The organism is Streptomyces sp. NPDC127190 (assembly GCF_042672505.1).
GTDB lineage: Bacteria > Actinomycetota > Actinomycetes > Streptomycetales > Streptomycetaceae > Streptomyces.
Map to the genome: position 1 here is coordinate 98,415 of NZ_JBHXVE010000004.1, position 26,039 is coordinate 124,453.

Sequence of the window (26,039 nt, forward strand, 5' to 3'; positions counted from 1 at the left end):
CGAAACTGCCTAACAACGGCTAACACAATGAGCTGAGTTGTCGGTGGGTGATCAGGCAGCAGGCGAGTTTGAGGAACGCTTCGTGGATGTCGGCTCGGCGTTCCCAGCGGATCCTCAGGCGCCGGAAGCCGTGCAGCCACGCGAAACTCCGCTCGATTACCCACCGGTAGGTGCCCAGTCCGGTGCCGTGTCGTGTTCCGCGGCGGGCGATGGCCGGCACGATGCCGCGGTCGCGGACCTGCTCGCGGTAGATGTCGTGGTCGTAGCCGCGGTCGGCGAAGAGCGAGTCGGGTTTGCGGCGGGGCCGTCCGATACGGCCGCGGACGGGCGGGATCGCGTCGAGCAGGGGCAGGAGCTGGGTGACGTCGTTGCGGTTGCCACCGGTCAGCAGGACGGCGAGCGGGGTGCCGTGCCCGTCGGTGATCAGGTGGTGCTTCGAGCCGGCCCGGCCTCGGTCGACCGGCGAGGGGCCCGTGTGGCTCCCCCTTTTAGGGCCCTGACGTGGGAGGAGTCGACCACGCAGCGGGACCAGTCCAGCCGAGAGGCTGCGTTCAGTTCGGCCAGCAGGACCTCGTGCAGTCGTTGCCAGACGCCAGCCTCGTTCCAGACCCGCAAGCGTCGCCAGCAGGTCATGCCCGAGCCGAAGCCCAGCTCCTTCGGGAGGTACTCCCACTGGATGCCGGTGTGGAGCACATACAGGATCCCGCACAGCACTCCCGGTCCGGTAAGGCCTTGCGGCCCGGGTACCGGAAGCGCCGTTCGCGCTGCGGCAGCAGCGGCTCCAGGCGATCCCACAGTTCATCCGACACGATCCACGGCGATGTCCCCACACCGGACCGAACGCTCAACTCCAGCTCCAGAAACGGCCATCAACGCCGATCCACCTCATTGTGTTAGCCGTTGTTAGCCAGGAGAGCCGGGGCCCCCTGGCTAGCGGCCTATCAGCACTCCCACACCCTGTACACCCAGTTACCGTAGTCATCCTCGACGTACCCTCGGCGGGTATTGGGGGGATGCGCTTTGGATTGGGCACTCGCGGAAACGGCACTGTGGTCCTCCGCAGGAACCGAGAAGGCGGGGGCGCCGGAGTGGCCGAATGCGTTGGCTTATTGCGCCGGGGATTTCCGCACTGCCCGCTCGCTGGAGCGGGGGCTTGCCGCCCCCCGGCGAGTACGCCAGACCGCTAGGGCGCAGGCCAGAAATAACTGTGCGATCTCACCGTTCCATCAAATGGCAATGAGGAGCAACCTCCCCGCCTGCGATCCCGTCCTCCCTTTTATCCTGCTGGGCAGTAATCACAACACCTTCTTTGTTTGTGAAATTTCGCACTTTTACTTCTTTGAGCATTTGTAGCGAAATTCCTTTGGGCCAGCATGTGCGGGCATTCACCTGCGCTCCGGCGAGTTCTTGCGGAGTTTCGACCATCTTCGCGTGAGTTAGATTAGCGCTCTGCAGTAGCGCTCCCCTCAAATCGGTGTGGTCGAAACTCGACGCCTCCATGTCTGCTCCTACCAGGTTGGCTCCGCCCATATGCGCCCTGTCGAACAGCGCGCCGTAGAGCTTAGTGTCCCTCAATTGGGAGCCGCGAAGGTCCGCATTGGTGAAGTCGGCGTCAAACAGGGACTTCCCACTAAAGTTGATTCCTCGAATGTCGCGATTACCCGGTGAAAATCCCGGGATGCTTTCGGCGGCCTCAACATCTGCTCTCCATGTCGCGTACCTCGTCGAGGCATCGAACGAAGCCTGCAACATGAGCGTTGCAAGTCCCACCGACAAGCCCGTGATAAGACCTCCACCAATAGCAGATAGAACCCCGATCTTTGAGCCCTTTTCTGTCTGATGGACTGCCAGCCTCCAAGCGTCCGCAGCAAAGAGCATTCCGAGAACGAGGAGCGTGCCAACAAGGAGCCATTGCCAGGGGCCAGATGCAGGCACGTGAATACACCCCTTGCCCGCATGTTTTTGATATCTATGTGAGTTACGCTACATAAAGCGTCGGCACATCACTCGACGTGAAGCGCAGCTAGTTGCCTCAACCGACCGCGAGGCTGGCTGAGTCCGGTCTATCCCCTCGCATCCTTCTTACGCCCGGCAGTCCGTGATCGCAATTGGAGTGCTAAAGCCCCCAGCCGTTGAGGCTGAAATAATTGAATAAGGAAGTTGGGCGAGGCGATGTGTTGTGAAACCAAGAAGTTGAGGTCATGGTCCGTTGCTGTCAACAGCTCACTGTGCGAACAGCCCATCGCCCGCCTGATTTGGACCAGAGCCAATGGCTGGGAGCGCCTACGCAAAGCCGATCTGAAGCAGGGGCAGCAAGCTGGAAGATCAGCCGAGGTAGGGCTGCTCCCGGTGCTCCACGAAGTGACGGATCCGGAGCCGCTGCGTATGGTGCATCGGCAGTTGATCAATTTCCTCCGGCTGGACGAACCGCAGTTCCGTGGACTCGTCCGAGATCGCGAGCCGGCCGCCGACCACGCGGGCGGTGAAGCAGACGTTGAACTGTCTGCGCACCTCGCCGTCCGAGTAGGCGATGATGTGGCGAGGGTCGGTGTAGGTGCCCACGAGCCCGGTGATCTCCACGTCCAGGCCCGTCTCCTCCTTCACCTCGCGGACGGCCGTCCCCGGCAGTGAGTCGGTCATCTCCATGCCGCCACCGGGGAGCGCCCAGAGATCGTTGTCCCGGCGCCGCTGAAGGAGCACGCGCCCCTCGTCGTCGGTGACCACGGCGGACGCGGCGACCACCATGCTGTTCGGCTGCGGTGCCTCGGGGTCGTCGTAGTACTCGGTCCGTGCCATGGTCACCCTTCTTCGCTTACCGGCGTCGCGGTCTCCCACACAGCGTCGAAGCTGTGGGCGTAGGTGTCGAACATGCCGCCGGCTCCGTTGCGCCGAAGGTGCCACACGGGAGCACCGTAGGCGTTCACACCCCACACATGGGCATTGACCAGCGCCTGGTCATCCGCACGGTAGATCGAGTTGTAGAGCGTGGTGGCATGGGTCCGCACCTCGATGCCCGGTACCCCGGCAAGAGGGCGATAGTGCATGAGCGCGAGTCGGCAACGGGACTCGATTCCGTGTCCGAACTTCTCTTCCTTGCCGCGCTGCTGAACATTCGTACTGTCGGGGTCGCCGACCGCGATGCGGACTGCGCACCCGTCGGCAGCTCGCTCTCGCAACAGGTCATTGAGACGCGGGTACGCCTCGTGCAGGAAGACTGCGGCATACACCAAGACGTCGATGTGCTCGCGGGCCTGCGTCAGCATGTCCACGAATGCGGACACGGGGATGTCGGCCCGCTGGTCGTAGAGCGCCACAAGTTCCGGACTGACGGCGCGGGCAGGACGCGCCTGCCGAAGGGCAGGCCAAAGAGCGTGCACATCTTCTCCTAGCGTTTCCGCTGCCAGCATGGCCGTGGCGCGGCGCGGCGTACGGCCCAGATTCACCCATCGTTCGACGGACTTGGGATCGACTTCGACCTTGTCCGCGAGGGCGGTGTACGTCCAACCGCCGGCCGCCATGGCAGCACGTAGCCTCTCGTTCGGCATCCCAATCTCTCCCAACACCCGGGGACGGCACTAGGGACGTTCTACCCGACGCGGGACGTCCCAAAGTGGGGTTTGTCGGAGGTTCCGGTGTCCTGACGAGCGGCAGGATGCTCGTGCCCATGGCGAGCAACCAGCAGACCAGACCAGGCATCGGCGAACTGGCGAAGGACACCGCCAGTGGACGGATTGGCGTCGTCATGGACGAGGTCGGCGCCCGGGTGCAGATAAGGCCCATCGGCGGCGGCACCGAGTGGGATGCCCTGCCGAGCGATGTGGTGGCGCCGACGGCGCGGGAGGAACTGAGCGCCCGCCTCGCCATCAAGAACGGCAACAGCCGGGACGGCCTGTGATGCGCGCCATCGGCCGGTACGCGGGAGTCCTCTTCATCATCATGATCAGCGGGTCCTGTGGCCTGGTGATCGGTATTGCCCTCGGTACCAGCCAGTAGACCGGCCGCCCCCGAGCGGGATGCCACTCCCTCCGTTCGGAGGCGGCCTTCCAAGCCCCGCGGTGGTCCGGGGTCGACACCTCGGCAACCGATGCGGGTGCACGTGCCAGAGCACAGCGACACTCAAGGAGTACTCGCATGACAGCAACGGCCAATGACCAGAGGACCGGTCGCTCCCTGGCTGGTGAGGAACTGTTCGACAGCCTGGCGCACTTCGTGGTCGTCCACAACGGACAGCCGCGCGAGCGCGCCGAGCGGATCGCGGACCAGGCGGTGGCCTTCCTGGTCACCGCAGCGACGGCGACCGTTCCCATGGTCCCCTCGGAGGACGTGGACCTCGGTCTCCACGCCCTCATCCTCCACACCAAGGACTACGCCGACCTGTGCGAGCGGTTCGCCGGCCGCTTCCTCCACCACAACCCCAAGCCGGGCGGCGGTCCCCGTGACCCGAAGGCGGTCGCCGCGTCCGCGCACGCGATGAAGGCGGCCGGGTTCATGGTCTTCGACGACCTCTGGACCGTGGACGGCGCGAACCTCGCGCAGTGCGACGCGGACTGCGGCCGACCGTACGGTCAGGCATAGCGACGACAGCAGCGGCGCGGCTGGCCTCCCTACGGGGTCGGCCGCGTCGCCCGGAAGGAGAACAGACGTTGTTCGGGACACCCCCTGAACTGCCGATCGTCGTGCTCGATGCCCTCATGCCCACGGCTCAGCGCCTGGTTCTCAACCGCCGGGGTTCCATGGTCTGGGAGGTCGAGAGTCATCGGGGCCACTACGCCGTGAAGGTCGGCTATCCCATCAAGGCGACGGCCGAGTGGCCGGCGCAGCCATGGACTGCGCTCGCCCCCGCGCGCGAAGGCGCCGTACTGCACCGGCTCGGCTTCCATGACTTCGCGTACGGCGAGTGGGAAGGCGGTACCTGGAACTTCCAGCCGTGGCGCGAGGGGCCGGACCTGTACCAGCTGTGGGAGCCCTGCCGAAAGCCCGACTCGCGCATCCTGCCGCACACCGGTGTGGCTCTCGGCTGCGTGGAAGCGTTGGCCGAACTGCACTCCCAGGGCTGGGCGCACGGCGACGTGCAGCCCGCGCACTTCATCATCGGGCCGGAGCGGACCCACCTCATCGACCTGGCGCTCGCGCACGGCCGGCATGTTCCCGAGGGTCACGACTTCCCGTTCCGCGGCTGCCTGGTCCACTACGAAGCGCCGGAGATCGCGCGTAGCGTGCTGGCGACCGGAGAGGCTGAGCCCACGCAGGAAGCGGATGTCTACGCGCTCGGTGCCTCACTGCTCCTCTCAGCCACGGGCTGGCGGGCAGTCGAGTACCCGGACGACGCACCGCGCCCCGTCCAGCGAAGGGCCGTAGCAGCCGGCAAGCGTCGATCCGTCCGGATGCCGGGGGAACTGGGCGAGCTGATCGAGGCCATGCTCAGCCACGCTCCCGAGGACAGGCCAACGATCTACGAGGTCGGCAAGGCTCTGAGCTGAACCCGGCAGTGCCGACGCTGCCCGACGGCGCATCTCACAGCGAGGACCAGTAACAAGAAAGACCGGACCACCCCTCAGCCTGGACAGCATTCCGGGTGATCCGGTCGCGGAAGCCCTGATCAGGACCCCGGTGCCGATGGTACCGGGGTGGTTGGCGTGCTCGAACTCGGGTGCAACCCCGGCTTCTTGTTGTCGATTTGAGAGGGGTCCTGACCTGAGCCCGGGAAAGTCAGCCACGACGGCGGGTGCGCCGATCGAGCACCCGTCACGTGTGTTTCCAGCAACCCCGTGCCGACCTCAGCCACGCTTCGTCCATGCGTCACGGGCCGCGCCACGACCCTGCCTGGCCGCTGCCGACACGGCGGAGCAACACGTCCTGGACTACGGCTTGGCGGCCCATACGGCTTTGAAGTGGCGAGCACTTGGGAGGCATGGCCCAGCTGGGAGTGCGTCGCCCTGGTCCTGGTGCTCGGAGCGCTCGGGGTGCTTTCTGGTCCGGTCGACCGCTTCGGCGATGCTGCGCGCTGAGCGGGTGGGGGCCGCCGGAGCGGGGCGGAGACAGGAGCGGCGGGGGGGGGGGGGGGGGCCCGCCGCCGGGGGGCGGGGGGCGGGGGGGGGGCGCGGGGGGGCGCGCGGGGGGGGGGGCGGGCGGCGGGCGCGGCTCCGCGGGGCGGGGGGGCGCGGGGCGGGGGGGGGGGGGGGGGGGGGGGGGGGGGGGTCGGGGGGCGCGGGGGCCGGCGCGCCCCCCCCCCCCCCCCGCGGCCCGCCGAAGGCGGGCCGCCTTGACCGAGGAACAGAAGAGTGCCCGATCTGGTCCACGCCTGGTCCACACACACTGATCCACAAGGCGACAGGGCCGGATCAAGGTGAGACGGACCCCATGCAGAAGGGGCGCCCCTCATCGAGGGACACCCCTTGTGAACTGCGCTTCTACGACCTCTGCGGAGGCGGTGGGATTTGAACCCACGGTGACATCGCTGCCACGACGGTTTTCAAGACCGTTCCCTTCGGCCGCTCGGGCACGCCTCCCCGCGCCGCCCACCGGGGCGGAGCGGGTATAGCGTACCGGCCCCGCGCGGGCGGCGGCGGGCGAGGCCGGGCTGTGCGAGCGTCAGTTGTCGCCCTTGCGGGAGCCCAGCGTCACCACCGCCGTGTGCTCCTGGCCGCCCCGCTTGTAGGTGATCGTGACCCTGTCGCCGGGCTTGTGGGTCCAGATCTCGCCGATCAGGGTCGGGCCGCTGTCGATCACCGAGTCGTCCAGCTTGGTGATCACGTCGCCGGGCTTCAGGCCGGCCTGGGCCGCCGGGCCGCCCGGCTCCACCGCGGCGGAACCGGAGGTGCCCTGGTCGGTGATCTTCGCGCCGTCGGTCGAATCCTCCAGGGAGACGGAGGCGCCGATCTTGGCGTACACCGGCACACCGGTCTTGATCAGCTGCTGGGCGACGTACTTGGCCTGGTTGATCGGGATGGCGAAGCCCAGGCCGATCGAGCCGGACTGGCCCGAGCCGCCGAGGCCGCCGCCGCTCGTGGACTGGATCGCGGAGTTGATGCCGATCACCGCGCCCGAGGCGTCCAGCAGGGGCCCGCCGGAGTTGCCGGGGTTGATGGACGCGTCCGTCTGGAGCGCGCTCATGTAGGAGGCCTTGCTCGTGGCGCTGCCGTCGCTGGAGGCCACCGGGCGGTTCTTGGCGCTGATGATGCCCGTCGTCACCGTGTTGGACAGGCCGAAGGGGGCGCCGATCGCGATGGTCTCGTCGCCGACCGCCACCTTGTCGGAGTCGCCGAGGGCCAGCGGCTTGAGGTCGGACGGGGGGTTCTTGAGCTTGACGACCGCCACGTCGTACCCCTGGGCGTGCCCGACGACCTCGGCGTCGTACTTCCTGCCGTTCGGGAAGGTCGCGGTCAGCTTGCCGCCGTTGAGCGCGTCCGCCACCACGTGGTTGTTGGTGACGATGTGGCCCTGGGTGTCGAAGACGAAGCCCGTGCCGGTGCCGCCCTCGCCGTTGCTGCCCTCGGCCTCGATGGTGACCGTGCTGGGCAGGGCCCGGGCGGCCACGTTGGCGACGGTGCCGGGGGCCCGCTTGACCTGGGTGGCGCTGCTGTCGGAGGAGGAGATGGTGGTGGAGCCGTGGTCGTCGTGGTTCCGGGCCAGGGTGTAGCCGATACCGCCGCCCAGCCCGCCGGCGACCAGCGCGGCCACCAGCACCGCGGCGACCAGTCCGCCACGGCCGCTGCGCGGCTTGGGGGCGGGCGGCTCGTACGTCGCGCCCCAGCCGCCGGGACCGGCGCCACCGGGACCCATGCCACCCGGACCCGTCCCACCGGGACCCATGCCGCCGGCGCCGCCCTCACCGCCGCCGTACCCGCCGCTGCCGAAGCCTGCGGCACCGCTGTAGCCCGGACCGGCGGGCGGGGCGGGCGGCGGCCAGGAGCCGTCGGGGGCCGGTCCGGAGGCATGCGGGGCGCCGGACGGCCCGGAAGGCGCCTCGGCGGTCGGCATCGGGGCCTGCGCCCGCGTCTGCTGCGCGGCGGACTCCGCGGCGGCGGCCGGCGGCGCGCTCGGCTGGGGCGGCGCGGTGGGTGCCTCGGCCGGCACCGGCGGAAGCGGCGCCGTCGGCGCGTTCCCCTCGGGGCCGCCGGGGGCGGGGGCCTCCGGGGCGGATGGCGCGGCGCCCTGCGGGGAGGTGTGGGGAGAGGCCACCGGCACGGGAGGTGCGGACGGGGCCGCGGGTACCTCGTTGCCCTCGTTCTCGGTGCTCACAGCTCTTCTCCTCGATCCACGGCTGTTTTCCTCGGTCGCGCTCGGTCACACTCGGATGCGGCTGCGCATGGTCTGTCTTCTTGTATGCAGTCAGCTTTTCCCACGGGCCGTCAGAGCACCATAAGCGGTGCCTGTGGGTCCGGGACCTCTCTTTATATGGGATCTTTACCGCAAAAGTTACATAAAACGGCAGGGCGTACATCCCCGTTCGCCCCACGGTCGCGTCCTCGCCGCCACACGTACCCGGCGACGGTGGCACCATGACGCGGTGACCGAAGCACCACAGCGCTCCCCCCAGGTCGTCGCCCACCGCGGGGCCTCGGAGGACGCCCCCGAACACACCCTGGCCGCCTACAAGAAGGCGATCGAGGACGGCGCCGACGCCCTCGAGTGCGACGTCCGGCTGACCGCGGACGGCCATCTGGTCTGTGTGCACGACCGGCGGGTGAACCGCACCTCCAACGGCCGCGGCGCCGTCTCGGCGCTGGAGCTGGCCGATCTCGCCGCCCTGGACTTCGGCTCCTGGAAGACCCGGGAGGCCTGGCGCGGCCGGGACGAGGAGCCCGACTGGGAGCATCCGCCGGAGGACCCGGCCGAGACCTCCGTCCTCACCCTGGAGCGGCTGCTGGAGCTGGTCTCCGATGCCGGGCGCCGGGTGGAGCTGGCGATCGAGACCAAGCACCCCACCCGCTGGGCGGGCCAGGTGGAGGAGCGGCTGCTGACGCTGCTGAAGCGGTTCGGCCTGGACGCGCCGGCCAGCGCCGCCGAGTCCCCGGTGCGGATCATGAGCTTCTCGGCGCGCTCGCTGCATCGCGTGCGTGCCGCCGCGCCGACCCTCCCGACGGTCTATCTGGTGCAGTTCCTCTCGCCGCGACTGCGCGACGGACGCCTTCCGGCGGGCGTACGGATCGCCGGCCCCTCGATCCGCATCGTGCGCAAGTACCCCGCCTATGTGGAGCGGCTGAAGCGCAACGGCCACCAGGTACACGTCTGGACCGTGAACGAGCCCGAGGACGTCGACCTCTGCGTCGAGCTGGGCATCGACGCCATCATCACCAACCGCCCGCGCGCGGTGCTGGACCGGCTGGGCCGCTGACCGCGCACCCCGCGCGGCGGGGTGTGACGTAAAGAGACCGGTAAAGAGCTGTGCACGCCCCTTGACCCGGCTGTGCGTGTCCTGAATTCTCCGGTCTCGGCCATAGCCGTCGAAATCCAGCCACTGAAATCCCGTCAGACGAGACCAGAAACAGAGTTCCTGTCACAGGGAGTGCTCCGGCGCGTTCGCTCCGTGTACGGCCGTTTCGAATGCGTCACCGGAAGAGGATTGGCCGGTTTCCGGTACAGGCCAATGGGGCATCCACACCGTGGCGTGGGGCAAAGGAGGTCTCGGGGGTGGCGTTGGTGGTCGCACAGGAGGTGCCCACGTCGTCGAGCATGGCCGTACCCCATGGCCCTGCGGGCGTGGGGAAGGCGCGGCATCGGATGCGCGCGCAGCTGCGCAACGGCGGCGTGGCGGAATCGGTCATCGACGATGCCGTACTGATCCTTTCGGAACTGCTCAGCAATGCCTGCAAACACGGGCGCCCGCTGAACGACGCACCGGCCGGGGACGGCGCGGTCCTCGCCGCCTGGCGGGTGGACGCCCGGGGCCGGCTCATCGTGGAGGTCACGGACGGCGGCGGCCCGACCCGCCCGGCGCCGGCCACCCCTTCGGTGACCGCGCACGGCGGCCGCGGACTGAACATCATCACGGCCCTCGCCGACGACTGGGGTGTACGCGACGACATCCAGGGCGAGGTGACGGTCTGGGTGGTGGTCCACGCGGACGTCCACGATCCCGACGCCCGGTGCCGCCGTGACGGTTTCGCTACGCGCGTCACCGCGCCCGCGCTGCCGGACCTGGCCGAACACACATTGCCGGATCTGACCGGACTGGACTTCGCCGCGGCTTTCGACGACCTCGACTGACCACTACGGCAGACCGCCACAGAAGACCGGTGCCGCAGACCGCTACGGCACGGCGCCGGAGCCGTCCGCGCCGTCCACAAGTTCACACCACCGGCCTCGAACGCCCGTGGGTTGTCCACAGGTTCCCGTCGGTCATGGCCGCAGCGGCTAGGCTCGCGCCCGTACGAGTTGAGCCGTAACCGGGAGACACCCACGATGGCCAAGAAGCGACCCCAGACGAAGGCCCAGCGTCCGCAGCTCACGGACGGTGAGATCCCGGTCGTCGGTGCCCGCGAGCCCTGCCCGTGCGGCAGCGGCCGGCGCTACAAGGCGTGCCACGGCCGGGCGGCGGCCCAGGCCGCGACCGAGCTGGTGCACCGCCCGTTCGAGGGACTGCCGGGCGAGTGCGACTGGGTCGCGCTGCGCGAGCTGGTCCCGGCGGCGACGGCCGGACTGACCCTCAAGGAGGGCCTGCCCGAGGACGTCCCGTCGGTCACGCTCGCCACGGTGCTGCCGATGGCCTGGCCCGCGCTGCGCCGCGACGACGGCTCGGTCCTGATCGGCCTCCAGAACGACACGGCGTCCGGCGACATCAGCCGCGACCTCGCCGACACCCTCCAGCGGGCGCTCGTGGCGCAGCCCGGCACCCCGGTGCAGGGCCGCCGCGCCCCGGCCGACGGTCCACGGCTCCAGGACCTGCTGGACCTCGAGGCCCCGTTGGAGCCGGTCGTGCACAGCGGCTTCGAGTTCTGGGTGCCGGACGCGGAGAACGCCGCCCCGGAGGTGGCCGCCTCGCTGGAGCGTGCCAACTCCGCCGCCATCCCGACGGCGAAGCTGTCCGGCGTGGACGCCGCCTACTGGTGCGAGACCCCGGAGAAGAACCACCTGCGCTGGGTCATGCCGCACCCGGAGGAGCAGCTTCTGGACGCTCTCGCGCGGCTGCACGCGGCGGGCCGCTCCGGCCTCGGCGAGGGGACCCGGCTCGTGGGCTCCTTCCGTGCTCACGGCCTCACCGTGCCGGTGTGGGACCTGCCGAGCGGGGTCGGTGCCGACGATGTGGAGAAGCCGGCCGCCGAGTTCGCCGAGCGGCTCGCCGCCGCCCTCGCGGTGACGGAACCGCTCACCGCGGACGAGCGCCGGGCGCGCGGCGGACTGACCAACCGGCAGGTCACGCTCAGCTGACGGGCCACGCGGCGGGGTCGCGGCTGACCGGTCGGTCAGCCCCGGCCCCGGGCGGCGGAACGGGTGACTCCTGTCACAACTCCCCTCCTTGAGGGCGAATTCGATGGCCGAATGCCCCGGCAGGAATTTGCGAACGGGCGATCTCTTGTTACCGTTCCAGTAGCCCGGTTGCTGGTGCATCCCCCGTCGCCAGCAACCGGGCCTTTCCATGCCCGCGTCCGCCGGCCGTCCGGCCCCCGGATGTCAACTCCCGCCGGGCCCTTCCGTGTTGCCGTCCCCGACCGCCGCGTTGCTGCCCGAGCGCAGCAGCAGCTCGCCGTCGGCCCCCGGCTCGGCGAACTCCGTGACGGCCGTATACGCGTCGGGCGCGCCCCTGCTGGGTTCGCGGGGCGTCTCGCAGGTGGCGGGCTCGTCGTCGGCGCCCATGGCACAGCGCGTCTCGATGCTGCGGCCGCCCGGCCCCATCAGGCTCAGCACGGAGTCCAGCGCCGCCCCGGTGGCGTTGCGGTAGTAGGTGCGCGCCCAGGTGTCGCTGCCCTGGGTCAGCACACAGGTCTGCGCCTCGACACCCTCGGGCGAGCTGAGTTCCGGACCGCAGCGCGCGGCGGTGGCCAGGCCGAGGCCGAGCAGCCGGGGAGCACGGGCACCGGCCGAGGAGCGCTTGGCGTCCCCCTCGGGGCCCGCCTGCCGTCCGCCCGCGCCGCTCGGCGCGGGCCGCGGAGACGTCCGTACGGCTGACGGCCCCGCGTCGCCCACCTGCCCGGCGGACGCCACGGCCAGCGGCAGCACGACCGCGGCCAGCGACACGCCCACCAGGGCGAGCAGCCGGATCCTTCGGGGGTCCGGGGAGTGTGCGGGGCGGCCCCCGGAGCGATGCAGCATGAGCGGACGATACAGAGCAGGCGGGTCCCGGCCGTCCCCCGCGCGCCGGACACTCCTACAACTCGGGCGCGCTCACACCCGTACGAGTGAGGGCGTCGACCACGGCGTCCACCACGGCCTCCACATCCGGCACCCAGGGCGCGGCCGAACCCGGCAGCGGGGCCCGCTCCCAGCGGACGGCGCCCTGGCCGGTCTCGGACGGCGGCAGGGCGAGATAGCCGCCCTCGCCGTGGAAGCGCAGCGAGCCGGGGACGAAGTCCTTGGCGTACAGCAGCTCGCCCAGCTGCTCCAGGGAGTACGGCTTGACCAGCAGCGCCCAGCGGGTCGGCGAGGCCACCACCGGGCCGAGGCGCATGCCCCGGCGGTCGAGCTGGGTCAGGGCGCGGGCGGCGGCGAGCGCCGGCAGGCTCACCGCGCAGGGCGCCTTGCCGCCGGTGGCCAGGACGATCGGCGCGGCGGGCCGGTTGGTCCACCACCAGCGCACCATGCGCTCGTCCGTGGTGGCCGCGAGCAGACCCGGGTCGAAGGGGTGCGCACCGGGAACCGTGCACTCGGGGTCGGGGCAGCCGCACCGGCCGCGCCCCTCGGGGTCCGGGCCCACGCCCGGGAGTACGGGCCACTGCCACCCGGTCGCGAAGGTCAGGGCCGCGCCGATCAGCTCGGTGCTCCCGTCGTTCCGCCTGTTCCGCCTGGACAGGAGCCTGCGTCGCCTTCCGGGGATCTCGCGCATGAGCGCTCGTCCTTTCCGTTGCACCGCTGGCAACACCGTGGTCCACATCACAACATGTGTCGATCACTTCACTGTGCGTACCTGTTGGCGCATCACGCCCCCGCGTCCGGCAGGGGGAACCCCAAGGGGTCGAGCACGGGCCGCGTCCGCGTCCGTGGCGGGGCCCATGGGGTCCATGGTGCGTCCATCAGCAGAGCGGGTGCGGCCTGGGGGTGGCGAAGTCTGGCGTTTTGCCGTCGCGCGTGGTTCTCTCCGCCTCCGCCACGGGAGGATGGGGCTCGGCCGTCGGTGGCTATGACGCCCGGGTCCGTCGCCAGGTTCCGGGTGGCCCCCAACCACCCCTGGCCTTCTCCGAGTACGTACCCATCACGACCGCTGTGACGCTCCGTGGAGCGAGCCCAGTCGACCGCAATCAGGCGATACCTAAGGCAGTTTTTAGCCAACTTGCCAGTAAGGCAAGGGGTTCGGGAAAAGCGCTGCCAAAACCCCACCCGGCTCACGGACACCAGGAATCCTCGCAGGACAATGCTGGACATCCCCTCACGAGTGCGTGTACATGTGGAGACACTGCTAGCGGCGCAGAATGACATGGGGGTTTGCGATGCTTTTCAGCAATACGCACCGGTCTGAGAGCCGGACGCCATGAACGCCCCGCACCCTCCGAAAGTGGCCGGAATCGATCCCACTCTTCCCCCACCCGCACAGACTGTCGCGCCGACCTCTCACACCTCGGGGACCACCCCCGTCCCGGGCGGACCCGCGGTCCCCGCCCCGAACACCCCCGCTCCCGGCACCCTCCTCCAGGACCGGCTGGCCGGCTGGGTCTCGGACCTCACGACCCTGCACGAACTCACCGAGCGCCTCTCCCGCACCCACGCGCTCGACCCCGCCCTCCACGAACTGCTGCGCGCCGGAGCCGCCCTCGTCGGCGCCCGCCGCGGCCTGGTCGTCCTGGAACCGGGCGACGGACTCGGCCCCCGCACCACCCTCGGCCTCGGCCTCGGCCGCGCCGACCTCGGCCACATCGAGACCGTTCCGCACGGCGCCCTGCCGTACGACACCACCGCCGCCGGCGAGACGGTCCACGCCGACCTGTTCGCCGAGGACGGCCTCGACCCGCGCCACCGCGAGGTCGCCGCCCGCCTCGGCTACGCCGCCAGCTACGCCCTGCCCCTCGCCGGCGACTGTGCCGGCCGCCTCGGCGCCGCCGTCTGGCTCTACGACGAACCCGCCGAACCGCACGAGCGCCGGCGCCACCTGGCCCGCCTCTACCTGCGCCACGCGGCGGAGCACCTGGCCCGCCTGGTGGAGGTGGAACGCGCACGCGCGCGCGTGGCGACCCTCACCGAGGAACTGCTGCCCTCCCGGCTGCCCCGGGTGGCCGGCGTCCAGCTCGCCGCCCGGCACCGTACCGGCCCGCGCGGCGGCGGCGACTGGTACGACGCGCTGCCGCTGCCCGACGCCGCCCTCGGCCTGGCCGTCGGCTCGGTCACCGGCTCCGGGCCGAGCGCCGTGGCCGCCATGGGCCGGCTGCGCGCCAGCCTGCGCGCGTACGCCGTGATGGAGGGCGAGGACCCGGTCGCCGTCCTGTCCGACCTGGAGCTGCTGCTGCGGCTGACCGAGCCCGCCCGGTCGGCCACCGCCCTGTTCGCCTACTGCGAGCCCGCCCTGCGCAGGATCACCCTGGCCGGTGCCGGGCACAGCCCGCCGCTGCTGATCGGCGAGCGGCGCACCGAGTTCGCCGAGACCTCCGTCTCCGCGCCGCTCGGCATGCTGGCCTGCTGGGAGGCGCCCAGCGTGGAGATCGAGGCCCAGCCCGGCGAGACGGTGCTGTTCTACACCGACGGGCTGCTGCACCGTACCGGTGACCCCGTGGACCGCGCCTTCACCCGGCTGCACGCCGCCGCCGCGAGCGTGCCGCGCGCGGCCCGCCACGATCCGGCCGCGGTCGCCGACCACGTCCTGCGCACCGTCCTGCCGGACGGCCTGGACGCGGCCGAGAGCGAGGAGGACGTGGTCCTGCTGGCGGCCCGCTTCGACTGAGCCCACCTGCGATGACCGGGCATAACAGGTCATCCGACCCTGTCCCGCCACGGATACGACCGTACGATGATGGGGGTCCCCGCTCGGCCACAAGCAGGAGCGTCGCGGGCCCGGGGGAGATCATCAGGCGTATCGAGGAGGATCACGTGTCCGACGAGCTCAACCCGGCTGTGCCCGACTCCGCTACCGCGGAGGGCCCCGAGACCGAGTCCGAGGAGCCCATCAAGCAGCGGAAGAACGGCCTGTACCCGGGCGTCTCCGACGAGCTGGCCGAGAACATGAAGTCCGGCTGGGCCGACACCGAGCTGCGTGACCTGGAGCCGATCCCGCAGGCCGCCGAGACCGCGCGCCGCCGCGCCGCACTCTCCGCCCGCTTCCCGGGCGAGCGCCTGGTGATCCCGGCGGGCAACCTGAAGACCCGCTCGAACGACACGGAGTACCCCTTCCGCGCCTCGGTCGAGTACGCGTACCTCACCGGCAACCAGACCGAGGACGGCGTCCTGGTGCTGGAGCCGAAGGACGAGGGCCACCAGGAGACGATCTACCTGCTGCCCCGCTCCGACCGCGAGAACGGCGAGTTCTGGCTGTCCGGCCAGGGCGAGCTGTGGGTCGGCCGCCGCCACTCCCTCACCGAGTCCGAGGCGCTCTACGGCATCCCCGCCGCCGATGTGCGCGAGCTGGCCGGCGCGCTGCGCGAGGCCACCGGCCCGGTCCGCGTGGTGCGCGGCCACGACGCCGGCATCGAGGCCGCCCTGACCGACAAGGTCACCGCCGAGCGCGACGAGGAGCTGCGCGTCTTCCTCTCCGAGATGCGGCTGGTCAAGGACGAGTTCGAGATCGGCGAGCTCCAGAAGGCCGTCGACTCGACGGTCCGCGGCTTCGAGGACGTCGTGAAGGTCCTGGACAAGGCCGAGGCGACCAGCGAGCGCTACATCGAGGGCACCTTCTTCCTCCGCGCGCGCGTGGAGGGCAACGACGTCGGTTACGGCTCCATCTGCGCCGCCGGCCCGCACGCCTGCACCCTGCACTGGGTCCGCAACGACGGCCCGGTCCGCTCCGGCGACCTGCTGCTGCTGGACGCGGGCGTGGAGACGCACACCCTCTACACCGCCGACGTCACGCGCACGCTGCCGGTCGACGGCACGTACAGCGAGATCCAGAAGAAGATCTACGACGCCGTGTACGAGGCCCAGGAGGCCGGTATCGCGGCCGTGCAGCCGGGCGCCAAGTTCCGCGACTTCCACGACGCCGCCCAGCGGGTGCTCACCGAGAAGCTGGTCGAGTGGGGCCTGGTCGAGGGCCCGGTGGAGCGCGTCCTGGAGCTGGGCCTCCAGCGCCGCTGGACCCTGCACGGCACCGGCCACATGCTCGGCATGGACGTCCACGACTGCGCGGCCGCGCGGACCGAGACGTACGTCGAGGGCACGCTGGAGCCGGGCATGGTCCTCACCGTCGAGCCGGGTCTGTACTTCCAGGCCGACGACCTGACCGTCCCCGAGGAGTACCGGGGCATCGGCGTCCGGATCGAGGACGACATCCTCGTCACCGAGGACGGCAACCGAAACCTTTCGGCCGGTCTGCCGCGCCGCTCCGACGAGGTCGAGGCATGGATGGCGTCGCTGAAGGGCTGATCTGAGATTCAATGGCCGGGTACCGGGAAGGTGCCCGGCCATTGACATGCCTAGGGGGAGGCTTTCATGGACGACTTCTGGTCGAGCGTCGGTGTGGACCTGCATCTCGAACCCGACGCCGCGGACGGCCGCAGAGCCGGGCTGGAGCGGGCACTCAGGGACGCCGTACGGGACGGCCGGCTCGCCCCCGGCACCCGGCTGCCGGCCACCCGGCGGCTCGCCACCGACCTCGGGGTCTCGCGCGGCACCGCGAAGGCGGCGTACGACCAGCTCGTCGCGGAGGGCTATCTGACGGCGCGGCAGGGCTCCGGCACCCGGGTCGCCGAGCTGCCGACCGTGGAGTCGGTGACACCCGGCACGGCGACCCGCAGCCACGCCCCCCGTTTCGACCTGCGCCCCGGCAGCCCGGACGTCGGCGCGTTCCCGGCCGCGGCCTGGCTGCGCGCCCTGCGCCGCGCGATCGCGACGGCGCCCTCACTGGCGTACGACTACGGCGACCCGCGCGGCCGGGTCGAACTGCGCACCGCCCTGTCCGGCTATCTGGGCCGGGCGCGCGGGGTCATCGCGCCCCCCGAGCGGATCGTCATCACCTCCGGATACGTGCAGGGGCTCGCGCTCCTCACGCGCGTGCTGGACGGCGCCACCGTCGCCATGGAGGACCCGGGGCTGCCCTTCCACCGGGAGGTCGTCCGGCGCAACGGCTCCCCGGTGCACCCGGTGCCGGTCGACGCGCGCGGGGTGCGCCCCGAGGAGCTGGGCGAGGCACGGGCCGTGGTGGTCACCCCGGCCCACCAGTACCCGACCGGGGTGACCCTGCACCCGGAGCGGCGCCGCGCGCTCGGCGACTGGGCACGCGCGCACGACGGACTGATCGTGGAGGACGACTACGACGGCGAGTTCCGCTACGACCGTCAGCCGGTCGGCGCGCTCCAGGGCATGGCACCGAACCGGACGGTCTACCTCGGCACCGCCTCCAAGACGCTCGGCCCCGCCCTGCGCCTCGGCTGGATGGTGCTGCCGCCGCACCTGGTCGACGCGGTCGCCGACGCCAAGCTCCACACCGACCTGCACACCGAGACCATCGGCCAGCTCGCCCTCGCCGAGCTGATCGACAGCCACGCCTACGACCGGCACGTGCGCGCGTGCCGGCTGCGCTACCGGCGCCGCCGGGACCAGCTCCTGGACCGGCTGGGGGCGCGGCGGGGCGTGCGGGGGATCGCGGCCGGGCTGCACGCGCTGATCGACGTGCCCGACGAGGCGGAGGTGCTGGCCCGCGCGGAGACGGCGGGCCTGGCCGTCGGCGCCCTCGGCGACCACTGGCACACCCCCGCCCCGGACCGCCCCCAGGGGCTGGTCATCGGCTACGGCACCCCGCGCGAGCGGGCCTACCCGGAGGCGCTGGAGGCGCTGGCGAAGGTACTGGAGGCCTGAGCCGGCCGACGCGGTCCAGGTGTCAGGCCGTCAGCAGGGACGGGTCCTTCGTCCACTTGAGCATCTTGTCGAAGCTGACCACCGTCCCGCGGCGGCCCGGTCGCGCGGCGATGTGGACGTGGTCCGCCAGCTCCCGGATCAGCCCGAGACCCCGGCCGTGCTCGGCGTCCGTGCGGGCCGGGCGGATCTCCTGCACACCCCCGAGACCGGGACCGGAATCGGCCACTTCGATCCGGCACTTCTCGCCGTCGAGGTACGCGGTCACCCGGTACGCCTCCGAGGCGCCGCCCCGCACGGTGCCCCCGCCGTGCTCGACGGCGTTCGCGCAGGCCTCGCTGAGGGCGACGGACAGGTCGTAGGAGATCTCCGGGTCGACGCCCGCCGTCTCCATGGTGCCGAGCAGCAGGCGCCGGGCCAGCGGCACGCTCGCGGCCTCGCGCCGCAGATGGAGTGACCACCAGATGCTCATGCTCCAGCCTCCTGGCCGCGGCTCGACATACCGATACGTATTGCCGTCCGTAAGGGGGTGTAAGCACGCTGTTGACGTGAGTCCGCCCATTCGGCCGATGCGCGCGGGGAGGAACCGGTGTATGAGGGGCGCGTCGGACACCGCTGCCGTGCCCTGCCGTACGACGACGCCGAAGGCAGTGGGATGATGACCCCGCCATGACTGCCCCCCACCCCCGCACAGCGCGCCCCGGAGCCGGCCTCCGGTTGCTGCGGGCCGCGGTGTTCGCCGCGGTCTGCGTCGTGCTGGCCGCGGCCGGGCACACCCTGGCCTCCTGTGCGCGGGTGCCGCTGTGGACGCTCGGGGCGGGCTTCCTCGGCGCGCTGCTGCTGGTGGCCCCGCTCGCCGGGCGGGCCCGCTCGCTGCCGGGCATCGCCGCGCTGCTCGCGCTCGGCCAGACCGTGCTGCACACGCTGTTCGGGCTGGGCCAGCACGGCACCGCGATGTCCATGGGCTCGATGCCCATGGGGTCGGCCGTGGCGGGCTCCCGCGGCTCCGCGTCGAGCGGCGCCGCACTGGTCGAGCAGGCCGCCCGGCTGGTGTGCGGATCGAGCCCCACCGCGCTCACCCCCGGGCACGCCTACCGGCTGCTGCTGAACGCGCACCTGATCGACCGCTCCGCCCGGCCCCCGGCCGCGTCCGGCGCCCTGCCGCACGCGTACGACGCCGCCGGAGCCTCCGCCTCCCTGCTGCCCTCGCTGCCGATGCTGCTCGGCCACCTCCTCGCGGCCGTCACCACGGGCTGGCTGCTGCGCCGGGGCGATCTCGCCCTGCTGCGGCTGATCGAGCTGTCGGCGCACGGAGTCGCCGAGGGGGCGCTCGTACGATCCCTGCGCGCGGCGCTCGCGCTGGCGCACGCCCTGTGTGCGGGTCTGCTGCCCACCGCCGGGCCCGGCCCGCGCGCACGTCGTACCGACCAGGACGCGGTGCCCGCCCCGCACACCACCGCGCTCCAGCACACGGTGATCCGGCGCGGCCCGCCCGCCGCCGCCTTCCTTCTCGCCGCCTGACGCGACGCGAGCACTCCGCCCCGCTGCCGGGGAGAGGCCGCCGTCGCGCGGCACGCGCACGCGTACCTCTCCTCAGCACCTCTCCCAGTGGAGTACTCCCTGCCATGAAGGCTTCCCGTATCACCGCCGCCGCTGCCGTCGCGGGCACCGCCGTCCTCGCGCTCGCCGCCCCGGCCTTCGCCCATGTCTCCGTGCAGCCCGAGGGGCCCGCGGCCAAGGGCGGTTTCGCGGTCGTGGACTTCAAGGTCCCCAACGAGCGCGACAACGCCTCCACCACCAAGCTCGAGGTGACTCTCCCGGCCGACCACCCGCTGGCCTCGGCCATGCCCGAGCCGCTGCCCGGCTGGACCGTGCAGGTCACCAAGTCCAAGCTGGACAAGCCGCTGACCCTGCACGGCGAGAAGATCGCCGAGGCCGTCACCAAGGTCACCTGGACCGCCGACGGCAAGGGCATCCAGCCCGGCTACTTCCAGAAGTTCCCGCTCTCCCTCGGCGCGCTGCCCGAGAACACCGACCAGCTGGTGTTCAAGGCGGTCCAGACGTACTCCGACAAGGAGGTCGTCCGCTGGATCGAGGTGCCGCAGCAGGGCCAGGCCGAGCCGGAGAACCCGGCCCCGGTGCTGGAGCTGTCCGCCGCGGCCGACGACCACCACGGCACGACCGTCGCCGGCCGGACCGAGAACGTGGCCGCCGCGACCACCTCGGACGACACCGACACCACCGCCCGCGTGCTCGGCGTGGCGGGCATCGTCATCGGCGCCGCGGGCGTGGCGTACGGCGTCCTCGCCGGCCGCCGCCGCTCCGCCTAGCCTCCCTTCCGGACCGCGCACCGGGGCCGTACCCGCCCGCCCTGCCTGGTCGTGCCGGTCGCACGACCAGGTCATGCCCGTCGTACGACCAGGCAGGGCCCGTCGTACGACCCCGGTGCGCGCCGGAGTTCACACATCTGGGACATTTCTCTATGCGCAAGAAGACGTTCGCCGCGGCCGCCACCCTGCTCGCCGCCGCCACCCTGACCCTGACCGCCTGCGGCAGCGGGAACGACACCGCGTCACCGGTCACCGTCGTCTCGGCGGATTCCGGCTCGGGCAAGGCCGCCACCGTCCTCGACCAGCCGTTCACCAAGCCGGACCTGGTCCTCACCGACACCCACGGCCATAAGTACGACCTCCGCAAGGAGACCAAGGGCCACCCGACCCTGGTCTACTTCGGCTACACGCACTGCCCGGACATCTGCCCCACCACGATGAGCAACATCGCCGTCGCCAAGAAGGCGCTGCCCAAGGCCGAGCAGGACGACCTCCGGGTCGTCTTCGTCACCACCGACCCCGGCCGCGACACCCCCGCCGAGCTGGGCAAGTGGCTCAAGGGCATCGACCCCCAGTTCATCGGTCTGACCGGTGACTTCGCCACCGTCCAGGCCGGCGCCCGCTCCCTCGGCATCTCCGTGGAGCCGACCACCAAGGACAAGAACGGCAAGACCGTCTCCGTCCACGGCACCCAGGTCATCGCCTTCTCCCCGAAGACCGACGCCGGGTACGTCCTCTACGGCGAGAGCGCCACCGTCGACGACTACACCAAGGACCTGCCCAAGCTCGTCAAGGGGGCCAAGCCGTGAGGCGCCGCGCCGTTCTCGCACCGGCCGCGCTCGCCGGTGCCCTGATCCTCACCGGCTGCTCGGGCTCGGACTCCGCGAAGGCCGAACTGTCGGTGAGCGGGCCCTACATGCCCCAGCCGGTCTCCGCCGACATGGCCGCCGGGTTCCTGACCATCACCAACAAGGGCGGGGCGGACGACCGGCTGACCTCGGTCACCAGCGAGGTGGCCGGCCAGGTCACCATGCACAGCACCGTCGGCGGCGCCATGGCGGAGCAGACCTCCTTCGCCATACCCGCCCATGGTCAACTCGTGTTCAAAAGCGGTGGCAACCACCTGATGTTCGAGAAGCTGAAGCGCGCGCCCAGGCAGGGCCAGACGGTCGCCGTAAAGCTGACCTTCGCCGAATCAGGGCCCCTGACGGTCGAGATGCCGGTGAAGTCCGCCACGTACCACCCACCGACCGGCCACTGAGGGAGGGACCACCGTGATCCGGACCATCACCCCCCGTCTGCGGGCAGTGGTGCTGCTGCTCCTCACCGTCGCCGGCGCCCTGCTGGCGGGCGCCGCACCGGCCTCCGCGCACGCCGCGCTGACCGGCAGCGACCCCGCCCAGGGGGTGGTGGTCAAGCAGGCCCCCACCCAGGTGTCGCTCACCTTCTCCGAGAAGGTGGCGATGAACGACGACTCGCTGCGCGTCCTCGACCCCCGGGGCAGGCCGGTGCAGACCGGCGCCCCCGCCGAGACCGGCGGCACGACCTACGCCGTACGGCTCAAGAGCGGCCTCGGCAAGGGCACCTACACGGTCACCTACCAGGTCGTCTCCGCCGACAGCCACCCCGTCGGCGGCGCCTACACCTTCTCCGTCGGGGCGCCCTCGCCGACCGTGGTCACCGGCACCGGGCCGACCGCGGGCGGCGGCGCCGTCGGCTGGCTCTACGCCCTCGGCCGGTACGCCTCGTACGCGGGGTTCATCGTGCTCGCGGGCGGCGCGGCCTTCGTCCTCGCCTGCTGGCGGCCCGGCGCGGGCGTACGGCCCGTGCAGCGGCTGGTCGTCGGCGGCTGGCTCACCCTCACCGCGGCCACCCTGTGGCTGCTGCTCCTGCGCGGCTCCTACACCACCTCGGGCAAGCTCGCCGACGTCCTCGACCTCGATCTGCTCGGCCAGGTGCTCCAGACCAAGACCGGTGCCGCGCTGGTCTCCCGGCTGCTGCTGCTCGCCGCCGCCGCGCTGTTCATCGCCGTCCTCTTCGGCGCCTACCAGCGGCGCGAGGAGGGCGCGGAGAAGCGGGACCTGACCTTCGGGCTCGCGGTCGGCGGGCTGGTCGTCGCGGCCGGGCTCGCGGCGAGCTGGGCGATGGCCGAGCACGCCTCCACCGGGCTCCAGCCGGGCATCGCCATGCCCGTCGACGTCGTCCATCTGCTCGCCGTCGCCGCCTGGCTGGGCGGGCTCGCCGCCCTGCTGGTGGCGCTGTACCGAGCGCCCGCCGAGACCCCGGTCGAGGCCGCCGCCGTCCACCGCTTCTCCCGGCTGGCCTTCGGCTCCGTCCTCGCACTGGTCGCCACCGGCGCCTATCAGTCCTGGCGCCAGCTCGGCTCCTGGTCGGCGTTCACCGGCACCCGGTACGGCCAGCTGCTGCTGGTCAAGATCGGGCTGGTGGCGCTGATGACCGGCATCGCGGCGGTGTCCCGACGGTGGACGGCACGGCTCGCCGACCGGGACGGGGACGACGCCCTTGCGTCCCGTGCCGCCGTCGCCGCCGCCGAGCAGGCGAAGGAGCCCGCAGCGGCGAAGAAGCCCGTCGCGGCCAAGGGCGGGAGCACCGGCACCGCCAAGTCCGGCTCCGGCTCCGCCGGCTCGCAGCGTGCCGCCCAGCTCGCCCGGCAGCGGGCCGCGATGGACGCCGCTCGGCAGAAGCGGCTGCGGGACGCCGATCCGAACCGCTTCGGACTGCGCCGCTCGGTGCTGGCCGAGGCCGGTGTCGCCGTCGTCCTGCTCGCCGTCACCACCGCACTGACCCAGACCGAGCCGGGCCGCACCGAGCAGGAGGCCAGGGCCGCCACCTCGTCGTCCGGCACCGCCGCGGTGCCGTCGAACGGCGCCCTCACCCTGGACATGCCCTTCGACACCGGCGGCACGGGCGGCAAGGGCGTCGTCAGCGTCGATCTCGACCCCGCGCGCACGGGCGCCAACGAGATGCACGTCTACGTCCAGAAGCCGGGCGGACAGGCCTTCGACGTCCCCGAGGTGAAGATCGCCTTCACCCTCGACGCGAAGAAGATCGGCCCGCTCCCCGTGACCCCCGACCACATCACCACCGGCCACTGGGCGGCGGAGGGGGTGCAGATCCCGATGGCGGGCGACTGGAAGATCGCCGTCACCGTGCGCACCTCCGACATCGACCAGGTGACCGTCTCCAAGAACGCGCAGATCGGCTGAACGACACCATGCCAGAGCACCAGTCCATTCCGCAGCCCCGCACCTCCGACGCGCCGGTGCAGGAGACCGCTCCCGCGGGCGTCTCCCGGCGCACGCTGCTCGGCACCGCCGGCGCCACCGGGCTGGTGCTCGGCGCGGCCGGCGGGGTCGCGGGCTACGCCGCCGCGCCCGCCCGGGCCACCCCGCTGACCTCCGTCGGCACCGGCCGCGCGATGTTTCACGGGAAACATCAGCCCGGCATCACCGAGGGGCTCCAGGCGCGCGGCCATCTGGTCGCCTTCGACCTGGTGCCGGGCGCGGGCCGCAAGGAGGCGGCGGCCCTGCTGCGCCGCTGGTCGGCGACGGCCGAGCGGCTGATGGCGGGCGAGGCCGCGCCGCACGGCGACACCGATGTGGCCCGGGACGCCGGCCCCTCCTCGCTGACCCTCACCTTCGGCTTCGGCCACAGCTTCTTCGGCCGCACCGGACTGGAGAAGCAGCGGCCCACCGCCCTGGACCCGCTGCCCGACTTCTCCTCCGACCGGCTCGACAAGGCGCGCAGCGACGGCGACCTGTGGGTGCAGATCGGCGCGGACGACGCCCTGGTGGCCTTCCACGCCCTGCGCGCCGTCCAGAAGGACGCGGGCGACGCGGCCCGGATCCGCTGGCAGATGAACGGCTTCAACCGCACCCCGGGCGCCACCTCCCACCCCATGACCGCCCGCAACCTCATGGGCCAGCTCGACGGCACCCGCAACCCCAAGCCGGCCGAGGCCGACTTCGACCAGCGGATCTTCGTGCCCGCCGACGGCGAGCCCGCCTGGATGGCGAACGGCTCCTACGCCGTCGTACGCCGGATCCGGATGCTGCTGGACGACTGGGAGAAGCTGTCCCTGTCCGCACAGGAGCAGGTCATCGGGCGGCGCAAGGACAACGGGGCGCCGCTGTCCGGGGGCACCGAGACGACCCCGATGGACCTGGAGAAGACCGACGCCCGGGGCGGGTACGCGGTCCCGGTCAACGCGCACGCCCGGATCTCCCGGCCCGACCAGAACGGCGGGGCGGCCATGCTGCGGCGCCCCTTCTCCTACCACGACGGCTTCGCCCCGGACGGCACCCCGGACGCCGGTCTGCTCTTCGTCTGCTGGCAGGCGGACCCGCTGCGCGGCTTCGTCCCGGTGCAGCGCAAGCTCGACCGGGGCGACGCGCTGTCGAAGTTCATCCGGCACGAGTCGAGCGGGCTGTTCGCGGTGCCGGGCGGTGCGGCGAAGGGCGAATACGTGGGACAGCGGCTGCTGGAGGGGTGATCCGGGCGCCGCGGCCCTGGGGTGCTCCGGGGTGCTCCGGGGTGCTCCGGGGTGCTCCGGGGTGCGCAAGCGCGGCGCGGCAATTCTGTGCTGATCACGCTTTCAAACCACCCGGTCGAGTGGCGTTTATGAGACGCGGCCGCCGCTTTTCCCTGCGGCCATTAGGGTGAGGGACATGCCAGCCAGCTATGCGTATCTCGGTCCCGAGGGCACCTTCACCGAGGTGGCCCTGCGCACGCTGCCGGAATCGGCCACCCGGGAGCTGATCCCGTATGTGTCGGTGCAGTCCGCGCTGGACGCGGTGCGGGCCGGCGAGGCCGAGGCGGCGTTCGTGCCGATCGAGAACTCGGTCGAGGGCGGTATCACCACCACGCTGGACGAGCTGGTCGCGGGCGAGCCGCTGATGATCTACCGCGAGGTGCTGCTGTCCATCACCTTCGCCCTGCTGGTACGGCCCGGCACCACGCTCGCGGACATCAAGACGGTCTCCGCCCACCCGGCGGCCCAGCCGCAGGTGCGCAACTGGCTGCGGACCAACCTCCCGGACGCCACCTGGGAGTCCGCCGCCTCCAACGCGGACGCCGCCCGGCTGGTCCAGGAGGGCCACTACGACGCCGCCTTCGCCGGCGAGTTCGCCGCCGCCCGGTACGGCCTCACCGCCCTGGAGACCGGGATCCACGACGCGGAGAACGCGCAGACCCGGTTCGTGCTGGTCGGCCGCCCGGCCCGGCCCGCCGCGCCGACCGGCGCCGACAAGACCTCGGTGGTGCTGTGGCAGCGCGACGACCACCCCGGCGCGCTGCGCGATCTGCTCGGCGAGTTCGCCACCCGCGGGATCAACCTGATGCTGCTCCAGTCCCGGCCGACCGGCGCCGGTATCGGCAACTACTGCTTCTGCATCGACGCCGAGGGGCACATCACCGACCGGCGGATGGCGGAGGCGCTGACCGGGCTGAAGCGGATCTGTCTCCAGGTGCGTTTCCTCGGTTCCTACCCGCGCGCGGACATCACGGCGAAGGAGGCCCGGCCGGCGCTGCCGGGGACCTCGGACCAGGAGTTCATCGCGGCGGCCGACTGGGTGGCCCGCTGCCAGGACGGCCGGTTCTAGGCCG

23 protein-coding genes, 1 tRNA gene and 1 pseudogene are annotated in these 26,039 nt (G+C 71.6%); 16 read left to right on the forward strand and 9 right to left on the reverse strand.

All coding sequences use genetic code 11. The annotated features are described in order from the left end of the window. Nucleotides 1-19: 19 nt before the first annotated feature. The 4 genes and pseudogenes from ACFVIU_RS08575 to ACFVIU_RS08590 form a co-directional block, all read right to left on the reverse strand. Nucleotides 20-830: pseudogene (locus ACFVIU_RS08575) on the reverse strand (IS5 family transposase). A 385-nt stretch (nt 831-1,215) separates the two neighbouring features. Further along, entirely contained in the window at nt 1,216-1,935 is a 720-nt protein-coding gene (locus ACFVIU_RS08580; RefSeq protein ID WP_385841457.1) for a pentapeptide repeat-containing protein, read from the reverse strand. 390 nt (nt 1,936-2,325) lie between these two features. Continuing rightward, complete coding sequence (locus ACFVIU_RS08585; protein WP_385841458.1) at nt 2,326-2,796, reverse strand: NUDIX domain-containing protein; 471 nt, start codon at nt 2,794-2,796, stop codon at nt 2,326-2,328. Nucleotides 2,797-2,798: 2 nt separating this feature from the next. Further along, on the reverse strand, nt 2,799-3,545 hold the full coding sequence (locus tag ACFVIU_RS08590; RefSeq protein WP_385841460.1) for an XRE family transcriptional regulator: 747 nt from the start codon (nt 3,543-3,545) through the stop codon (nt 2,799-2,801). A gap of 119 nt (nt 3,546-3,664) precedes the next feature. Between ACFVIU_RS08590 and ACFVIU_RS08595 the strand changes: the two genes are divergently transcribed. The 3 genes from ACFVIU_RS08595 to ACFVIU_RS08605 all read left to right on the forward strand — a co-directional run bounded on the left by ACFVIU_RS08595 (nt 3,665) and on the right by ACFVIU_RS08605 (nt 5,480). Further along, nucleotides 3,665-3,895, forward strand: a complete 231-nt coding sequence (locus tag ACFVIU_RS08595) for a hypothetical protein (RefSeq protein ID WP_385841461.1) — start codon at nt 3,665-3,667, stop codon at nt 3,893-3,895. 236 nt (nt 3,896-4,131) lie between these two features. Further along, nucleotides 4,132-4,575 carry a glycine-rich domain-containing protein gene (locus ACFVIU_RS08600; protein ID WP_385841462.1) on the forward strand — a complete coding sequence of 148 codons (444 nt, stop codon included), beginning with the start codon at nt 4,132-4,134 and terminating at the stop codon, nt 4,573-4,575. 68 nt (nt 4,576-4,643) lie between these two features. Further along, entirely contained in the window at nt 4,644-5,480 is an 837-nt protein-coding gene (locus ACFVIU_RS08605) for a protein kinase (protein WP_385841464.1), read from the forward strand. A gap of 942 nt (nt 5,481-6,422) precedes the next feature. Here ACFVIU_RS08605 and ACFVIU_RS08610 read toward each other — a convergent pair. Beyond that, nucleotides 6,423-6,509: transfer RNA gene (locus ACFVIU_RS08610), tRNA-Ser, on the reverse strand. Nucleotides 6,510-6,591: 82 nt separating this feature from the next. Next, entirely contained in the window at nt 6,592-8,241 is a 1,650-nt protein-coding gene (locus ACFVIU_RS08615; protein WP_385841465.1) for a S1C family serine protease, read from the reverse strand. 268 nt (nt 8,242-8,509) lie between these two features. Between ACFVIU_RS08615 and ACFVIU_RS08620 the strand changes: the two genes are divergently transcribed. The 3 genes from ACFVIU_RS08620 (at nt 8,510) to ACFVIU_RS08630 (ending at nt 11,370) form a co-directional block, all read left to right on the forward strand. Next, the gene (locus tag ACFVIU_RS08620) at nt 8,510-9,337 is read left to right on the forward strand and encodes a glycerophosphodiester phosphodiesterase (protein WP_385841466.1); all 828 of its coding nucleotides are present in this window, start codon (nt 8,510-8,512) and stop codon (nt 9,335-9,337) included. A gap of 209 nt (nt 9,338-9,546) precedes the next feature. Then, nucleotides 9,547-10,209: an ATP-binding protein gene (locus tag ACFVIU_RS08625; protein ID WP_385841467.1), complete on the forward strand. Its 663-nt coding sequence runs from the start codon at nt 9,547-9,549 to the stop codon at nt 10,207-10,209. Nucleotides 10,210-10,404: 195 nt separating this feature from the next. Continuing rightward, a complete protein-coding gene (locus ACFVIU_RS08630; RefSeq protein ID WP_385841469.1) occupies nt 10,405-11,370 on the forward strand; it encodes a DUF5926 family protein in 966 nt (321 codons plus the stop codon). Between the two features lie 243 nt (nt 11,371-11,613). Here ACFVIU_RS08630 and ACFVIU_RS08635 read toward each other — a convergent pair whose 3' ends face one another. Then, nucleotides 11,614-12,252, reverse strand: coding sequence for a hypothetical protein (locus ACFVIU_RS08635; RefSeq protein WP_385841470.1), 639 nt, complete (start codon nt 12,250-12,252; stop codon nt 11,614-11,616). Nucleotides 12,253-12,307: 55 nt separating this feature from the next. Then, complete coding sequence (locus ACFVIU_RS08640) at nt 12,308-12,982, reverse strand: bifunctional DNA primase/polymerase (RefSeq protein WP_385841471.1); 675 nt, start codon at nt 12,980-12,982, stop codon at nt 12,308-12,310. Nucleotides 12,983-13,624: 642 nt separating this feature from the next. Here ACFVIU_RS08640 and ACFVIU_RS08645 point away from each other — a divergent pair. The 3 genes from ACFVIU_RS08645 (at nt 13,625) to ACFVIU_RS08655 (ending at nt 18,087) form a co-directional block, all read left to right on the forward strand. Beyond that, nucleotides 13,625-15,025, forward strand: a complete 1,401-nt coding sequence (locus ACFVIU_RS08645; RefSeq protein WP_385841472.1) for a PP2C family protein-serine/threonine phosphatase — start codon at nt 13,625-13,627, stop codon at nt 15,023-15,025. Nucleotides 15,026-15,171: 146 nt separating this feature from the next. Then, complete coding sequence (locus ACFVIU_RS08650; protein ID WP_385841473.1) at nt 15,172-16,656, forward strand: aminopeptidase P family protein; 1,485 nt, start codon at nt 15,172-15,174, stop codon at nt 16,654-16,656. A 66-nt stretch (nt 16,657-16,722) separates the two neighbouring features. Then, nucleotides 16,723-18,087, forward strand: a complete 1,365-nt coding sequence (locus tag ACFVIU_RS08655) for a PLP-dependent aminotransferase family protein (protein WP_385841474.1) — start codon at nt 16,723-16,725, stop codon at nt 18,085-18,087. Nucleotides 18,088-18,109: 22 nt separating this feature from the next. Here the strand turns inward: ACFVIU_RS08655 and ACFVIU_RS08660 are convergent, their stop codons facing one another. Then, entirely contained in the window at nt 18,110-18,556 is a 447-nt protein-coding gene (locus ACFVIU_RS08660; protein ID WP_385841475.1) for an ATP-binding protein, read from the reverse strand. Nucleotides 18,557-18,753: 197 nt separating this feature from the next. Here ACFVIU_RS08660 and ACFVIU_RS08665 point away from each other — a divergent pair, with 197 nt between their 5' ends. From ACFVIU_RS08665 to pheA, 7 genes are all read left to right on the forward strand, one after another. Beyond that, complete coding sequence (locus ACFVIU_RS08665) at nt 18,754-19,605, forward strand: hypothetical protein (RefSeq protein ID WP_385841476.1); 852 nt, start codon at nt 18,754-18,756, stop codon at nt 19,603-19,605. A 104-nt stretch (nt 19,606-19,709) separates the two neighbouring features. Beyond that, nucleotides 19,710-20,414 carry a YcnI family protein gene (locus ACFVIU_RS08670; protein WP_385841477.1) on the forward strand — a complete coding sequence of 235 codons (705 nt, stop codon included), beginning with the start codon at nt 19,710-19,712 and terminating at the stop codon, nt 20,412-20,414. A gap of 152 nt (nt 20,415-20,566) precedes the next feature. Then, entirely contained in the window at nt 20,567-21,223 is a 657-nt protein-coding gene (locus ACFVIU_RS08675) for an SCO family protein (protein WP_385841478.1), read from the forward strand. Next, a complete protein-coding gene (locus ACFVIU_RS08680) occupies nt 21,220-21,675 on the forward strand; it encodes a copper chaperone PCu(A)C (protein ID WP_385841479.1) in 456 nt (151 codons plus the stop codon). The genes ACFVIU_RS08675 and ACFVIU_RS08680 overlap by 4 nt, the downstream gene beginning before the upstream one ends. Nucleotides 21,676-21,688: 13 nt before the next feature. Further along, nucleotides 21,689-23,641 carry a copper resistance CopC/CopD family protein gene (locus ACFVIU_RS08685; RefSeq protein WP_385841480.1) on the forward strand — a complete coding sequence of 651 codons (1,953 nt, stop codon included), beginning with the start codon at nt 21,689-21,691 and terminating at the stop codon, nt 23,639-23,641. An 8-nt stretch (nt 23,642-23,649) separates the two neighbouring features. Then, nucleotides 23,650-24,927, forward strand: coding sequence for an iron uptake transporter deferrochelatase/peroxidase subunit (gene efeB, locus ACFVIU_RS08690; protein ID WP_385841482.1), 1,278 nt, complete (start codon nt 23,650-23,652; stop codon nt 24,925-24,927). A gap of 175 nt (nt 24,928-25,102) precedes the next feature. Continuing rightward, nucleotides 25,103-26,035: a prephenate dehydratase gene (gene pheA, locus ACFVIU_RS08695; protein ID WP_385841483.1), complete on the forward strand. Its 933-nt coding sequence runs from the start codon at nt 25,103-25,105 to the stop codon at nt 26,033-26,035. Nucleotides 26,036-26,039 lie beyond the last annotated feature (4 nt).

Coding starts and splice junctions, on each gene's coding strand:
- ACFVIU_RS08665 (WP_385841476.1), top strand. CDS start 18,754: ATGACTGCCCCCCACCCCCGCACAGCGCGCCCCGGAGCCGGCCTCCGG.
- ACFVIU_RS08595 (WP_385841461.1), top strand. CDS start 3,665: ATGGCGAGCAACCAGCAGACCAGACCAGGCATCGGCGAACTGGCGAAG.
- ACFVIU_RS08630 (WP_385841469.1), top strand. CDS start 10,405: ATGGCCAAGAAGCGACCCCAGACGAAGGCCCAGCGTCCGCAGCTCACG.
- ACFVIU_RS08660 (WP_385841475.1), bottom strand. CDS start 18,556: ATGAGCATCTGGTGGTCACTCCATCTGCGGCGCGAGGCCGCGAGCGTG.
- ACFVIU_RS08670 (WP_385841477.1), top strand. CDS start 19,710: ATGAAGGCTTCCCGTATCACCGCCGCCGCTGCCGTCGCGGGCACCGCC.
- ACFVIU_RS08675 (WP_385841478.1), top strand. CDS start 20,567: ATGCGCAAGAAGACGTTCGCCGCGGCCGCCACCCTGCTCGCCGCCGCC.
- pheA (WP_385841483.1), top strand. CDS start 25,103: ATGCCAGCCAGCTATGCGTATCTCGGTCCCGAGGGCACCTTCACCGAG.
- ACFVIU_RS08585 (WP_385841458.1), bottom strand. CDS start 2,796: ATGGCACGGACCGAGTACTACGACGACCCCGAGGCACCGCAGCCGAAC.
- ACFVIU_RS08640 (WP_385841471.1), bottom strand. CDS start 12,982: ATGCGCGAGATCCCCGGAAGGCGACGCAGGCTCCTGTCCAGGCGGAAC.
- ACFVIU_RS08635 (WP_385841470.1), bottom strand. CDS start 12,252: ATGCTGCATCGCTCCGGGGGCCGCCCCGCACACTCCCCGGACCCCCGA.
- ACFVIU_RS08625 (WP_385841467.1), top strand. CDS start 9,547: ATGCGTCACCGGAAGAGGATTGGCCGGTTTCCGGTACAGGCCAATGGG.
- ACFVIU_RS08645 (WP_385841472.1), top strand. CDS start 13,625: ATGAACGCCCCGCACCCTCCGAAAGTGGCCGGAATCGATCCCACTCTT.
- efeB (WP_385841482.1), top strand. CDS start 23,650: ATGCCAGAGCACCAGTCCATTCCGCAGCCCCGCACCTCCGACGCGCCG.
- ACFVIU_RS08590 (WP_385841460.1), bottom strand. CDS start 3,545: ATGCCGAACGAGAGGCTACGTGCTGCCATGGCGGCCGGCGGTTGGACG.
- ACFVIU_RS08600 (WP_385841462.1), top strand. CDS start 4,132: ATGACAGCAACGGCCAATGACCAGAGGACCGGTCGCTCCCTGGCTGGT.
- ACFVIU_RS08655 (WP_385841474.1), top strand. CDS start 16,723: ATGGACGACTTCTGGTCGAGCGTCGGTGTGGACCTGCATCTCGAACCC.